The organism is Pseudomonas sp. CFBP 8758 (assembly GCF_014841725.1).
GTDB classification, from domain to species: domain Bacteria; phylum Pseudomonadota; class Gammaproteobacteria; order Pseudomonadales; family Pseudomonadaceae; genus Aquipseudomonas; species Aquipseudomonas baltica.
Map to the genome: position 1 here is coordinate 366,521 of NZ_JACYUK010000001.1, position 12,741 is coordinate 379,261.

At 57.5% G+C, this 12,741-nt stretch carries 13 protein-coding genes and 1 pseudogene; 10 read left to right on the plus strand and 4 right to left on the minus strand.

Annotated elements, in window-relative coordinates; translation table 11 throughout:
• The first annotated feature begins 17 nt into the window (after positions 1–17).
• Positions 18–734, plus strand: a complete 717-nt coding sequence (locus IFT75_RS21555; protein ID WP_407316739.1) for a methyl-accepting chemotaxis protein — start codon at positions 18–20, stop codon at positions 732–734.
• A 175-nt stretch (positions 735–909) separates the two neighbouring features.
• Positions 910–1,704 (plus strand): annotated as a pseudogene (locus IFT75_RS01730) (arsenic resistance protein); the annotation flags it as partial.
• A gap of 86 nt (positions 1,705–1,790) precedes the next feature.
• Here IFT75_RS01730 and arsH read toward each other — a convergent pair.
• Genes arsH through IFT75_RS01750 form a run of 4 tightly spaced genes read right to left on the minus strand, consistent with a single transcriptional unit; the run spans position 1,791 to position 4,665 of the window.
• Positions 1,791–2,525: an arsenical resistance protein ArsH gene (gene arsH / locus IFT75_RS01735; RefSeq protein WP_122743641.1), complete on the minus strand. Its 735-nt coding sequence runs from the start codon at positions 2,523–2,525 to the stop codon at positions 1,791–1,793.
• On the minus strand, positions 2,525–2,995 hold the full coding sequence (locus IFT75_RS01740) for an arsenate reductase ArsC (RefSeq protein ID WP_122743640.1): 471 nt from the start codon (positions 2,993–2,995) through the stop codon (positions 2,525–2,527). Before IFT75_RS01740 ends, arsH begins: the two co-directional genes overlap by 1 nt.
• Before the next feature lie 9 nt (positions 2,996–3,004).
• The gene (locus tag IFT75_RS01745; protein ID WP_122794991.1) at positions 3,005–4,294 is read right to left on the minus strand and encodes an arsenic transporter; all 1,290 of its coding nucleotides are present in this window, start codon (positions 4,292–4,294) and stop codon (positions 3,005–3,007) included.
• Positions 4,295–4,314: 20 nt separating this feature from the next.
• Complete coding sequence (locus IFT75_RS01750) at positions 4,315–4,665, minus strand: metalloregulator ArsR/SmtB family transcription factor (RefSeq protein WP_109514200.1); 351 nt, start codon at positions 4,663–4,665, stop codon at positions 4,315–4,317.
• A gap of 294 nt (positions 4,666–4,959) precedes the next feature.
• Here IFT75_RS01750 and IFT75_RS01755 point away from each other — a divergent pair, with 294 nt between their 5' ends.
• The 8 genes from IFT75_RS01755 (at position 4,960) to IFT75_RS01790 (ending at position 12,700) form a co-directional block, all read left to right on the plus strand.
• Positions 4,960–5,922: a tyrosine-type recombinase/integrase gene (locus IFT75_RS01755; RefSeq protein WP_122794990.1), complete on the plus strand. Its 963-nt coding sequence runs from the start codon at positions 4,960–4,962 to the stop codon at positions 5,920–5,922.
• Positions 5,923–6,053: 131 nt separating this feature from the next.
• A complete protein-coding gene (locus IFT75_RS01760; RefSeq protein WP_003317552.1) occupies positions 6,054–6,245 on the plus strand; it encodes a co-regulatory protein PtrA N-terminal domain-containing protein in 192 nt (63 codons plus the stop codon).
• Between the two features lie 128 nt (positions 6,246–6,373).
• Positions 6,374–8,212 (plus strand): copper resistance system multicopper oxidase, encoded by a 1,839-nt coding sequence (locus IFT75_RS01765; RefSeq protein WP_122776212.1) that lies wholly within the window; start codon positions 6,374–6,376, stop codon positions 8,210–8,212.
• 5 nt (positions 8,213–8,217) lie between these two features.
• The gene (locus IFT75_RS01770) at positions 8,218–9,204 is read left to right on the plus strand and encodes a copper-binding protein CopB (protein ID WP_015062130.1); all 987 of its coding nucleotides are present in this window, start codon (positions 8,218–8,220) and stop codon (positions 9,202–9,204) included.
• Positions 9,205–9,266: 62 nt separating this feature from the next.
• The gene (gene copC / locus IFT75_RS01775) at positions 9,267–9,647 is read left to right on the plus strand and encodes a copper resistance system chaperone CopC (RefSeq protein ID WP_003317555.1); all 381 of its coding nucleotides are present in this window, start codon (positions 9,267–9,269) and stop codon (positions 9,645–9,647) included.
• Positions 9,648–9,649: 2 nt separating this feature from the next.
• Complete coding sequence (gene copD, locus IFT75_RS01780; RefSeq protein WP_003317556.1) at positions 9,650–10,582, plus strand: copper homeostasis membrane protein CopD; 933 nt, start codon at positions 9,650–9,652, stop codon at positions 10,580–10,582.
• 55 nt (positions 10,583–10,637) lie between these two features.
• The gene (locus tag IFT75_RS01785; RefSeq protein ID WP_122455167.1) at positions 10,638–11,324 is read left to right on the plus strand and encodes a heavy metal response regulator transcription factor; all 687 of its coding nucleotides are present in this window, start codon (positions 10,638–10,640) and stop codon (positions 11,322–11,324) included.
• Positions 11,321–12,700 carry a heavy metal sensor histidine kinase gene (locus tag IFT75_RS01790; RefSeq protein WP_017709556.1) on the plus strand — a complete coding sequence of 460 codons (1,380 nt, stop codon included), beginning with the start codon at positions 11,321–11,323 and terminating at the stop codon, positions 12,698–12,700. The genes IFT75_RS01785 and IFT75_RS01790 overlap by 4 nt, the downstream gene beginning before the upstream one ends.
• Positions 12,701–12,741: the final 41 nt, after the last annotated feature.

Sequence of the window (12,741 nt, forward strand, 5' to 3'; positions counted from 1 at the left end):
CTACTGCCATCAACGAAATGACCGCGAGCGTTGCCGACGTGGCCCAGAATACCGAGGGCGCAGCACGTGCCGCTGAATCTGCAAGCAGTGCGTCTAACGACGGCTTGAAAGTTATGATTGAAACAAGTGCCGCTATTGAGGCGTTGGCCAACGAAGTGGAGCTCAGTGCAAGCAAAGTCGAAGCGTTAGCGACACACAGCAAAGAAATCGGTGGTGTCATCGAGGTCATCAGTACCATCGCGGATCAGACTAACCTGCTGGCCCTTAACGCGGCCATCGAGGCGGCGCGAGCTGGCGAGCAAGGCCGTGGTTTCGCGGTCGTGGCTGACGAAGTGCGGACTCTGGCCTCGCGCACACAAAACTCCACAGAAGAAATTCGACGGATCATCCAACAGTTGCAAGGCGCTACTGATGCCGCTGTTCAACAGATGAAAGCTGGGCAAACCCGAGCTAGGGAATGCATTCAGGCAGCGAGCCAAGCGTCTGGCAGCCTGAACCAGATCAATGAAGCGGTAGACGGAATTGTGGGCATGAACACTCAGATTGCAAGTGCGGCGGTGCAGCAACATTCGGTCTCAGAGGATATCAATCGCAACGTCATCGGCATTCGAAACAGCAGCTTAATCGTCATGGAAGGCGTAGAGGATAATGCCGTAACGGCTGACGAGCTTTCATTGCTCGCTAAGGAACTTCGCAGCGTAGTCGGCAAGTTTAAGTTATCCAGCAACGCTTGAAAGGAATCTCAAGCGTTTCAATTGTTGATAGCACGAGAAAGTGCTTTGATCGGGTCTGACTGGGGTGATGATGCCCGGCAGTCCCTGATCGACATTGAGGGCTGAGCTTCATCGTTGCGCAATCTCGTAAAACAATAGAGCCAGCTACGCTAGATGACTTGCCCGGACGGTTACCTTGGATCTCCGGGATGGGCTGGCCAATAAGCGCTTCATGGCGGCGCTGCTGACCGCGAATTTCCTAGCCATTCCCTTGTTGGTCTGGGCGTTGACTACGGGACTAAGCAATCATCCCGCGATTTTGGTAGGTGCTTTGCTGGTTCTGCTGACGCCTTGTATCGATTATGTGGTGGTGTTTACCCATATCGGGAAGGGCGATTCCAAACTGATCCTTGCAGCCACTCCATTGCTACTTTTGCTCCAGCTTGTGCTACTGCCGCTGTACCTTGCCTTCATGCTGGGCGACGACTCTGCAGTAGTCATATCCATCGGACCATTCATTGAGGCCTTTGTGGTGCTGATCGCCCTGCCTTTGGTTTTGGCGATAGCAACGGCTGCCGGGGCGAAGCGGTCGCGCTTTGTTGACGGCTGGAATAGCGCATGGGCTTGGATGCCTGTGCCGGCTATGGCTGCTGTGCTAGTGGTAGTGATTGGCTCGCAGATTTCGGCAGTGGTCAGAGATATAGATAAGCTGCTACCTGTGATTCCTGTCTACATCGGCTTCATGCTCCTGGCTCCACTGGTGGGTGCGCTGGTTGCGCGAGCATTCAAATTGCCAGCTATCACTGCCAGATCAGTTGCATTCAGTAGCTCGACACGCAATTCATTAGTCGTTTTACCTCTAGCGTTGGCTTTACCCGAAGAAATCAGAGGGCTAGCTGCAGCTGCGGTCATTACTCAAACGTTGATTGAGTTGATAAGCGAGCTGATCTATATCCGAGCCATTCCTGCGTTGGTGTGGCGCAAAATTTAGGAGCCGATGACTCATCCTCCCACGCCGTAGCTGCTCGTTGGCCCTGTTAGCGCAATGCGCTAACAGGCTTGTAAGCTCAAGGTTAACTAAATAGACCGCTGGTTCACCCGTTTGGAAAGGGCCTCGGCGTCCTCCTTGCGCTCCGAATAGCGGTCTACCAGGTAACTCTCTCGACCTCGTACCAACAACGTGAATTTCACCAGTTCCTCCATCACGTCCACTACCCGATCGTAGTAGGCAGACGGCTTCATGCGCCCGGCTTCGTCAAATTCAAGGAAGGCTTTGGGTACCGAGGATTGATTCGGGATCGTGACCATGCGCATCCAGCGGCCCAGGATACGAAGCTGATTGACCGTATTGAATGACTGGGATCCGCCGCATACCTGCATCACGGCCAACGTCTTGCCTTGCGAGGGCCGTACCGCGCCCATGGCCAAGGGTATCCAATCGATCTGCGCCTTGAACACGGCCGACATCGACCCATGCCGTTCCGGCGCACACCACACCTGACCCTCAGACCACAGCACCAGGTCGCGCAGTTCCTGGACTTTTGGATGTTCCACGGGTGCATCATCAGGTAACGGCAGACCTGAAGGGTCGAAGATGGCCGTCTCTGCGCCCATGAGATTCAGGAGTTGCGCTGCCTCTTGAGTCAGCAACCGACTGAACGAGCGCTCACGGGTGGATCCATAGAGCAACAGGATGCGAGGCTTGTGATCGGGCTGCATACCCTGGCCAAGCTTCTCAGGCGTAGGCACATCGAGCAGGGTTAGGTCCAGGCTGGGGAAGTCTTCCGGATATTCGGATGTAGGCTCGATCATTACAGCGCTCCAATCCTGTCCAACGCATGCTTAAGCTCTGTTGAACTGAGCGCATCCAAATCCAAAGCAAAGAAGGCCGTAAATCGGTTCTGGATAGTTGCCACGGTACCCTCAAAGGCTGCCTGCTTTTCCTCATCGCTACCAACGACATCCGAGGGATCAGACAACCCCCAATGACTCTTGATAGCAGGGCCAAAATAGACGGGGCAGGGCTCGCCTCCAGCCTTGTCACAGACGGTGATCACAACGTCAGGCGGATTGCCCTGGAAGCTCTCCGAGCCCTTGCTATGTAGCCCTGACGTATCGATGCCGAGCGCTTGGAGGGTACTGACCGCCTGTGCATTGAGTCGTCCGCTCGGAAAGCTGCCGGAGCTCACTGCTGTGACGCCTTCAGGGGCCAAGTGGTTGAACAGCGCTTCAGAAAGCACACTCCGACAGCTATTGGCGGTACACATGAAAAGGATTTTCATCGGTGGCTCCTAGGCTTGGATGCTGAGCCGCAGGGCGAGTGCGGCCAGGGTAATAAGCAGCACAGGGATGGTCAGCAGGCTGCCGACCTTGAAGTAGTACCCCCACGTGATGCGGATGTTTTTTTGAGCCAGTACATGGAGCCACAGCAACGTGGCCAGGCTACCGATCGGGGTGATCTTGGGCCCCAAGTCGCAGCCGATGATATTGGCGTACACCATGGCCTGATGGACCACGCCTGTGGCCTGACTGGCCTGTATCGAAAGCGCACCGATAAGCACGCTGGGCATGTTGTTCATCACTGAGGACAGCAATGCAGCCACCACGCCGGTACCCATAGTTGCGGTCCACAGGCCCTGTTCAGCGAAGACATTAAGCAGAGACGTGAGAGCGTCCGTGAGCCCTGCGTTGCGCAGCCCATAGACCACCAGGTACATCCCTAGCGAAAACACCACAACCTGCCACGGTGCATTTTTGATAACCGTACGGGTAGAAATAACGCAGCCTTTGCCGGCGATCACCAGAAGGATGAGTGCGCAGCTGGCTGCTACTGCACTGATAGGACCCCCCAACGGCTCTAGTGCAAACAGACCGACAAGCAGCAGCGCCAAGACCCACCAGCCTGCGACAAAGGTAGCCTTGTCACGGATGACAGTCCCAGGCGCATGAAGCTGCTGTGGATCATAGGTAGTGGGTATGTCGCGCCGATAGCACAGCCATAGCATGAACAAGGTCGCCACTACGCTGATCACGTTCACAGGCCACATGACCGCGGCATATTCAGCAAAGCCAATCTGGAAGAAATCAGCCGACACGATATTGACCAGGTTGGACACCACCATGGGCAGGCTTGCGGTATCGGCGATGAAGCCTGCAGCCATGACAAAGGCCAGAGTAGACGCCGGGCTAAAGCGCAAGGCTGTGAGCATGGCAATGACGATGGGGGTCAGGATCAACGCAGCGCCATCGTTTGCAAACAGGGCCGAAACAGCGGCGCCCAGCAGGATCATCAGGATGAACAACCGGATGCCTTTGCCTTGGCCCAACCGGGCCATGTGCAAGGCAGCCCACTCAAAGAATCCGGCCTCATCCAGTAACAAGCTAATGATGATGACGGCGATAAAGGTGGCCGTTGCATTCCACACGATGGCCCATACCGTGGGTACGTCGCCTAAACCAACCACACCCGTAAGCAAAGCCAGTACTGCGCCGCCGGCGGCGCTCCAGCCTACGCCTAAGCCCTTCGGCTGCCAGATGACCAACATAAGTGTCAAAGCGAATATTGTGATTGCAGCAACCATATGGAGACGCTCCAGCGAAATCAGCAGCACGCGGCCTGACGGACCGGACGACCTTCCATTGATGCAAGACGGCTTACGTCTTGATCAATCCAGGACTGATTAGCACTGCGTGTTATCTGGAGCACTTGCATAACCCATTCGGGCAACTGTGGATGCAAGCGGTAATAAATCCACTGTCCCTGACGGCGGTCCGCTAATAACCCGCAATTACGAAGTTGGGCTAAATGCCGAGAGATTTTCGGCTGGCTATCATCCAGCGCCCAAATCAGCTCGCAAACACAGAGCTCGTCTTGGTCAGCGAGCATGAGCATGATGCGTGTGCGCGTTTCGTCGCCAAGACATTTGAAGACGGTCGCCGGTAGCAGATCCATGAGCACTCCTAGTGGATATGTATATTCACATATACAAATATACACATTCTTTAAGGATTCTGCATGATTCAGGAACGACTCTTTTTTTGCCTGCTTGTCAATACTGAAACAGCAAATCAGGTTGACTTATGACTTTTGAGGCATGCGAAGGCTTTCGGTCAATTACTGGTGATAAAATAGGTTATCACCAATTATTGCCGCTTATCCGTTTCAGATACACCAGAAGCATATCCAGTTGCTTTTGTGACTGAACCGGTCGTCGGTGATCTCCTACGAGCCTATGAAGAGAACCATATGCAGGAACTGACGAAAGGCCATCAGAACGATCAGCGTCGGCTCACATCGGTCGAATTTCAGACGCTGGCCCAAGTTCCGGCCGCGGTCGAGTGGTTTGCCAACCTGGACAACCCTCGAACACGCCGTGCCTACCAAAATGACCTGGAAGACTTCTGTGGTTTTGTTGGATTGGCTTCGGCCGATGAGTTTCGCGTGGTGACCCGATCACATGTTTTGGCCTGGCGTGCCCAGCTCGAGCATCGCGGTTTAGCGGGCGCCACGATCCGGCGCAAGTTGGCGGCACTGGCCAGCCTGTTTGATCACCTACTGGAGAGCAATGCAATTGCCGGGGGCAATCCTGTGCACGGTGTAAAACGACCGAAGATAGAAAGCAACGAAGGCAAGACGCCGGCATTGGGCGATCACCAGGCCAAAGCGCTGCTCGAAGCCCCGGATGAAACAACCCTCAAAGGGCTGCGCGACCGGGCGCTATTGGCTGTTCTGCTTTATCACGGGCTGCGCCGCGAAGAAGCGGCGCTGCTGCAGGTGAGCGACATCCAGGATCGCCGCGGAATTCAGCACCTCAAAGTGCACGGCAAAGGCGGCAAGGTACGGTACCTGCCACTGCACCCAGTAGCGGCCGGGCGTATTCACCAGTACCTGGAAAGCTCAGAGCATCATTTGACGGACAGGAAGGTGCCCCTATTCATACCATTGCGCGGCAAGCTGACCGGTGCCGGCATTACGGCCAACGGCATCTACACCGTGGTGGCGGCCTACGCAAAGATGGCTGGGATTGAGGTTGCCGGTTTGGGGGTGCATGGACTCAGGGCTACTGCGGCGACCAATGCCCTGGAGTATGAGGCCGATATCGCCAAGGTTCAGGCCTGGCTAGGACATGCCAATATCAGTACCACCAAGATCTACGACCGGCGAGAGAACCGGCCGGAGGATTCACCGACCTATAAGGTGAAGTATTAACCACCATTTGGCGGCTTAGTTAATGCTCAACCTGACTTTTTTGTAACCCTCAACTCAGCCAACTGAAAGCCTCTACTCGTTACCTTGGGCCCAGCGGCATGTGCCGCCTTCCCTATACAAGGTGACTCGTTATGAACCTTTCCAAAGCCGTACTCCTTACCCTCGCATTCAGTATTTCCTCGGTCGCCTTTGCTGAAGGTGGTGCCGACCGTGTGTTCGCTCGGATGATGGATGCGCAACAGACAACCCTAAGCAAAAAAGCTGAGGCGCAACTGGCTTCTGCAGATACTAAAAAAACTCAAAGCTCTAAGGCATGTTGCTAACCAACGCGGGTTTTCAAGCTTACAGAAATGTAATCGCGCCGCTTACGATGCTGTGACATCGTCCACTCCAGTACCTTAAACCCAGTACACGGCTTAAATGCCGTCCTTGCCTACCTGGACCCGCGCGTATGGAATCAAGAACTTCTCGACGTATTTTCGTCAAAGGCCTCGCGGCTGCCGGCGTGCTAGGTGGGCTAGGCTTGTGGCGTTCGCCCAGCTGGGCGGCGTCCGGCTCGCCGGCGCTCAGCGTGTTGAGCGGTACGGAGTTCGACCTGTCTATTGGCGAGATGCCGGTAAACATCACCGGCAGGCGTCGCACAGCGATGGCGATCAATGGCGGGCTGCCGGGCCCCCTGCTGCGCTGGAAAGAGGGTGACACTGTCACGCTCCGGGTACGCAACCGGCTCGACGCTGCAACCTCCATACACTGGCACGGCATTATCCTGCCGCCGAACATGGACGGCGTTCCAGGACTGAGCTTCGCGGGCATCGAGCCGGGTGGCGTGTACGTCTACCAGTTCAAGGTCCAACAGAACGGGACGTACTGGTACCACAGCCACTCCGGATTTCAGGAGCAGGTGGGGGTGTATGGCCCGCTCGTCATCGAGGCGAAAGAGCCCGAGCCTTTCAAGTACGACAGTGAACATGTGGTGATGCTGACCGACTGGACGGATGAAGATCCCGTCTCGCTGATGCGTACCCTCAAAAAGCAGTCCGATTACTACAACTTCCACAAGCGCACAGTCGGTGACTTCGTCAACGATGTGGCTGATAAGGGCTGGGCCGCAACCGTCGCGGATCGCAAGATGTGGGCCGAGATGAAGATGAACCCCACGGACCTTGCGGACGTGAGCGGGGCCACCTACACGTACCTGCTCAATGGTCAGGCCCCCAATATGAACTGGACCGGCTTGTTCCGTCCTGGCGAAAAGCTGCGCCTGCGGTTCATCAACGGCTCGGCTATGACGTACTTCGACATCCGTATTCCAGGCCTGAAAATGACCGTGGTAGCTTCGGATGGCCAGTTCGTGAACCCGGTTGAGGTCGATGAATTACGCATTGCCGTGGCCGAAACCTTCGATGTGATCGTTGAGCCCACTGCCGAGGCGTACACGGTCTTTGCTCAATCCATGGATCGCACGGGCTACGCCCGCGGCACCCTAGCCGTGCGGGAAGGCTTGGTAGCCCAGGTCCCCCCCCTTGATCCTCGTCCGCTGGTCACGATGGACGATATGGGCATGGGTGGTATGGACCATGGCAGCATGGATGGCATGAGCGGCATGGATTCGGGTGCCGACGACGGCATGCAGACCATGAGCAGCATGGGGGGCGACTCCATGCCCGCCATGGACCATAGCAAAATGTCTACCATGCAGGGTATGGAACATGGCGCTATGTCGGGCATGGACCATGGTGCGATGGGCGGCATGGGCGGCATGGTGATGCAGAGCCACCCTGCCAGCGAGAACGACAACCCGCTGGTGGACATGCAGGCCATGAGCCCTACCGCCAAGCTGAACGATCCTGGCTTGGGCCTGCGTAATAACGGGCGCAAGGTGCTCACCTATGCCGACCTTAAAAGCACCTTCGAAGACCCTGACGGGCGTGAGCCGAGCCGGACCATTGAGCTGCACCTGACCGGGCACATGGAAAAATTTGCATGGTCGTTTGACGGCATCAAATTCGCGGACGCCCAACCTCTGATACTCAAATACGGCGAACGGGTAAGAATCGTGCTGGTGAATGACACGATGATGACTCACCCGATCCATCTGCATGGGATGTGGAGTGACTTGGAGGACGAGGACGGAAACTTCAGGGTGCGCAAGCACACCATTGATATGCCGCCAGGCTCCAAGCGCAGCTACCGTGTCACCGCTGATGCCCTGGGGCGCTGGGCCTATCACTGTCACCTGCTCTACCACATGGAGATGGGTATGTTCCGCGAAGTTCGGGTAGAGGAGTGAGGCCAATGACTGTTTTGAATAGACTCCACGTTTGTTCACTGCTCGCGGTCAGCAGCCTGGGAATGCTCCCAGTGGGCGTGTTTGCGGCAGAGGCCGCTATGCCGGGCGTGGACCACAGCCAGATGCAAGGCATGGATCATTCCAAAATGCAGGGTATGGACCACAGCCAGATGCAGGGCATGGATCATTCCAAAATGCAGGGTATGGACCATAGCCAGATGCAGGGCATGGACTCGGACATGACGACCATGGCCCCCAGCAAGCCTGCGGCACCGACACAAAGCCGCACGCCTATTGCGCCTGTCACCGATGCCAATCGGGCTGCGGTCTACCGAAGTGCCAAAGGCCACACTGTCCATGACGAAGCAGCTAATTATTTCCTGCTCTTCGATCAACTCGAATGGCAGGACGCCGACAACGGCAGCGTCCTTAATTGGGACGTTAACGGCTGGGTGGGTGGTGACATCGACCGGCTCTGGATTCGCTCCGAGGGCGAACGTACCAACGGCAAGACCGAATCGGCCGAGCTGCAAGCGCTGTGGGGCCATGCGATCAGTCCTTGGTGGGACCTGGTCGGCGGCGTCCGGCAGGACTTCAAGCCAGGCTCGCCGCAAACCTGGGCTGCATTTGGCCTCCAGGGCCTCGCTTTATACAACTTCGAAGCCGAAGCGACTGCGTTTCTTGGTGAAGGCGGCCAAACCGGGTTAAGGCTGGAAGGCGACTACGACATTTTGCTGACTAACCGGCTGATTTTACAGCCCACGGCTGAGGTTAATTTCTACGGTCAGAGCGATCCTCAGCGCGGCATCGGCTCTGGCCTGTCTGAAACCGAAGTCGGCGTACGACTGCGCTACGAAATCCGCCGCGAGTTTGCCCCGTACATTGGCGTCACCTGGAACCGCTCCTACGGCAATACAGCCGACTTTGCCCGCGAGGAAGGCGAGGACCGCAGCGAGGCCCGCTTAGTCCTGGGCGTGCGCATGTGGTTCTGAGCCGTTCTAGTCTGAAAATCTGATCCCCCACGAACGGCCTTTTTGGGCTGTAAGGAGTTCGCATGTTGTTGAACCGCACAAGTTTCGTCACGCTCTTTGCCGCTGGGATGCTGGTCAGCGCATTGGCCCAAGCCCACCCCAAGCTGGTGTCTTCGACTCCGGCTGAAGGTAGTGAAGGCGCGGCCCCTGCCAAGATCGAGCTGCATTTCTCCGAAAACCTGGTTACCCAATTTTCCGGCGCGAAGCTGGTCATGACGGCGATGCCAGGCATGGAACACTCACCGATGGCAGTCAAAGCCGCGGTATCGGGCGGGGGTGACCCCAAGACCATGGTGATTACCCCGGCCTCACCTCTGACGGCAGGCACCTACAAGGTCGATTGGCGGGCAGTGTCTTCCGATACCCACCCGATTACCGGTAGCGTGACGTTTAAGGTCAAGTAAACATGGAAGATCCGCTCAGCATCGCAGTTCGTTTCGCGCTGTATACCGATTTGATGATGCTGTTCGGGCTGGCCCTCTTTGGCCTTTACAGCCTACGCGGCGCAGAACGCCGTTCGGGCGCTGTATTGCCTTTCAGGCCCCTTCTGAGCGCGACCGCTTTGATCGGCCTGTTGTTGTCGGTTGTCTCCATTGTGCTCATGGCCAAAGCCATGAGCGGTGCGTCTGAATGGCTAGAGGCTGTGCCTCACGCCGAGATGATGGTGACGCAGACGGAGCTTGGCACTGCCTGGCTCATCCGCATGGCCGCACTGGTGGGGGCTGCTGTGACCATCGCCTTCAACCTTCGGGTGCCCATGGCAAGCCTGCTGATGGTTTCGCTGCTGGGAGGCGTGGCCCTGGCGACCTTGGCCTGGACGGGCCACGGGGCCATGGACGAAGGCTCCCGGCGCTTTTGGCACTTCAGCGCGGACATCCTTCATCTGTGGTCCTCGGGCGGCTGGTTCGGCGCGCTGGTGGCGTTTGCACTGATGCTGCGGCCCAACAAGGTCGAAACCCTACAGTCAGTCCAGGTGCTGTCGCGCACGCTCAGCGGTTTCGAACGGGCCGGCGCGGTGATCGTGGCGTTGATCGTCCTCTCGGGCGTGGTGAACTATCTGTTCATCGTCGGCCCCCAGGTCAGTGGTGTGGTGGAAAGCACCTACGGGGTGTTGCTGCTGGGCAAGCTGGCACTGTTTGGCCTTATGGTCGGATTGGCCTCAGCTAACCGCTTTGTCCTGAGCCCGGCGTTTGAACGGGCGGTCCACCGGGGCGAGTACGCGCGAGCGGCCCGCTCGATCCGCTACAGCATGGCCCTGGAACTGGGCGCCGCCGTCTTGGTGTTGGGCCTGATTGCCTGGCTTGGCACACTGTCCCCTGAGATGGAAGCGGGGATGTGAGTGTGCCTGACCCTGTTTTACCGTCACACTGGGCCGGTGCCGTGGAGGGTCGAACATGAAACTGCTGGTAGCCGAAGACGAACCTAAAACTGGAATCTATCTGCAGCAAGGCCTGCGGGAGGCCGGCTTCAACGTGGACCGCGTGGTCACAGGCACAGATGCCGTTGACCAGGCGCTCAATGAAGCCTATGACCTGTTGATTCTCGACGTGATGATGCCAGGCCTTGATGGCTGGGAAGTCATCAGATGCCTTCGCACCGCTGGCCAGTCCGTACCGGTGCTGTTTCTGACCGCACGGGACGGGGTAGACGACCGGGTCAAGGGCCTGGAGCTGGGCGCCGATGATTATCTGGTCAAGCCGTTTGCCTTTTCAGAACTGCTGGCACGGGTGCGAACGCTGTTACGGCGCGGCAGCAGCAGCCTGCAGGTTCAAACGAGCCTGCAAATCGGAGACCTTCAGGTGGATTTGCTCAAGCGTCGGGCGACTCGGGGCGGCAAGCGAATCGAGCTTACGGCCAAAGAGTTTGCACTGCTGGAACTGCTGATGCGCCGGCAGGGTGAAGTGCTGTCCAAATCGCTGATCGCCTCCCAGGTCTGGGACATGAATTTTGATAGCGACACAAATGTTATCGAGGTGGCGATACGACGGTTGAGGGCCAAGATTGACGATGACTTCGAGGTAAAACTGCTGCATACCTGCCGGGGAATGGGTTACATGCTAGAGGCGCAGGACGAAGGATGAAGCCTGGCTCACTCACCCTGCGCTTGAGCCTTCTGTTTGTGGTCGCGGTCGCCGCCGTCCTAATCATTGTAGGGGTTGCCTTCAACGAGCTGAGCCGTCACCACTTTCGCGCCCTGGATGCGCAGGCGCTGGGAGAAAAGCTGGAAGCGATTACCCAGATTGCCAAGGAATCAGGCGCAAACCCGGAACTGCTCAAGGCGCGCTGGCACACCCTCCTGGGGGCACATCCCGATCTCAGTGCTGTATTTCTGAAGACCGATGGAACGCCTTTTTTTGCAGAACCTCCCCAATCAGCGGTGCCGTCGCTCGCGCAGGCCACCCAGCGCGATGGCGTCTGGGAGTGGGAAAAAGAAGGCCGCATGTTCAGGGCCCTGACCGCCTCGGTATCGTTGCCCACTGCCAGCCCGCCGCTGACCGCGTGGCTTGTCCTGGACGTCACCACGCATATGCACTTCTTTGCCATGCTTGAACGCTGGTTCTGGGGCGTCCTATTGGCTAGTACCGTGTTAAGCGCGGCCCTGGGGTGGCTGGTCGCCAAGAACGGGCTACGCCCGGTAGCCAGGGTGACCCAGACCGCCGCCTCGATGTCCGCGGGCTCGCTAAAGGAACGCATACCCTTGGAGCCAGTGCCGGATGAGTTGCGCGCGCTCATCACCGCGTTCAATTCCATGCTCGGTCGCCTGGATGATTCCTTCATGCGCCTATCGAATTTCTCCGCTGACATCGCGCATGAGCTTCGCACCCCGATCAGCAACCTGCGCACCCACACCGAGGTGATCCTGGCCAAAAAGCGTGCGCCCGAGGTGTACGAAGAGAACTTGAGCTCCAACCTGGAAGAGCTCAACCGTCTTTCGGGAATCATCGACGGCATGCTGTTCCTGGCCAAGTCCGACAACGGGCTAATTGTGCCTGAGGCTGTTGAACTGGATCTGAGAACAGTCATCAGCAAGCTGTTCGGCTATTACGAATTTCTGGCCGAGGACAAGGGGATTCAGCTACAAGCATCAGGCAACGCCTCGATCTTCGCGGACAGCGTGATGATCGACCGTGTCGTGTCGAACCTGCTGTCCAATGCCCTGCGCTATACGTCGTCCGGAGAGACGATCAAGGTCAGCATCCACGATCACGGAGGAAGGGTAGAGCTTCGATTGGAAAATCCTGGCCCTGAAATAGTACCGCAGCACCTAGACCGCATCTTTGACCGGTTCTACCGGGTGGATCCGGCGCGGCGCGAAGGCGCCGGGAATGCGGGGCTGGGGCTAGCGATTGCCCGGTCCTTGATGCAAGCGCATGGCGGCACTATCTCGTGTACATCCCACGAGGGCCGAACGACCTTCATCCTCACCTTCATGCGATCGCCTGCCCCACGAACCTGACATGCCGGCCTGACAGCCTGGGCACCGCTAAGCCAGGCCAT

Excerpts from the sequence above, each read along its gene's own strand:
- IFT75_RS01740 (WP_122743640.1), bottom strand. The coding sequence starts at position 2,995 with ATGAAAATCCTTTTCATGTGTACCGCCAATAGCTGTCGGAGTGTGCTT.
- IFT75_RS01765 (WP_122776212.1), top strand. The coding sequence starts at position 6,374 with ATGGAATCAAGAACTTCTCGACGTATTTTCGTCAAAGGCCTCGCGGCT.
- IFT75_RS01755 (WP_122794990.1), top strand. The coding sequence starts at position 4,960 with ATGCAGGAACTGACGAAAGGCCATCAGAACGATCAGCGTCGGCTCACA.
- IFT75_RS01785 (WP_122455167.1), top strand. The coding sequence starts at position 10,638 with ATGAAACTGCTGGTAGCCGAAGACGAACCTAAAACTGGAATCTATCTG.
- copC (WP_003317555.1), top strand. The coding sequence starts at position 9,267 with ATGTTGTTGAACCGCACAAGTTTCGTCACGCTCTTTGCCGCTGGGATG.
- IFT75_RS01760 (WP_003317552.1), top strand. The coding sequence starts at position 6,054 with ATGAACCTTTCCAAAGCCGTACTCCTTACCCTCGCATTCAGTATTTCC.
- IFT75_RS01745 (WP_122794991.1), bottom strand. The coding sequence starts at position 4,294 with ATGGTTGCTGCAATCACAATATTCGCTTTGACACTTATGTTGGTCATC.
- IFT75_RS01790 (WP_017709556.1), top strand. The coding sequence starts at position 11,321 with ATGAAGCCTGGCTCACTCACCCTGCGCTTGAGCCTTCTGTTTGTGGTC.
- IFT75_RS21555 (WP_407316739.1), top strand. The coding sequence starts at position 18 with ATGACCGCGAGCGTTGCCGACGTGGCCCAGAATACCGAGGGCGCAGCA.
- arsH (WP_122743641.1), bottom strand. The coding sequence starts at position 2,525 with ATGATCGAGCCTACATCCGAATATCCGGAAGACTTCCCCAGCCTGGAC.
- IFT75_RS01770 (WP_015062130.1), top strand. The coding sequence starts at position 8,218 with ATGACTGTTTTGAATAGACTCCACGTTTGTTCACTGCTCGCGGTCAGC.
- IFT75_RS01750 (WP_109514200.1), bottom strand. The coding sequence starts at position 4,665 with ATGGATCTGCTACCGGCGACCGTCTTCAAATGTCTTGGCGACGAAACG.
- copD (WP_003317556.1), top strand. The coding sequence starts at position 9,650 with ATGGAAGATCCGCTCAGCATCGCAGTTCGTTTCGCGCTGTATACCGAT.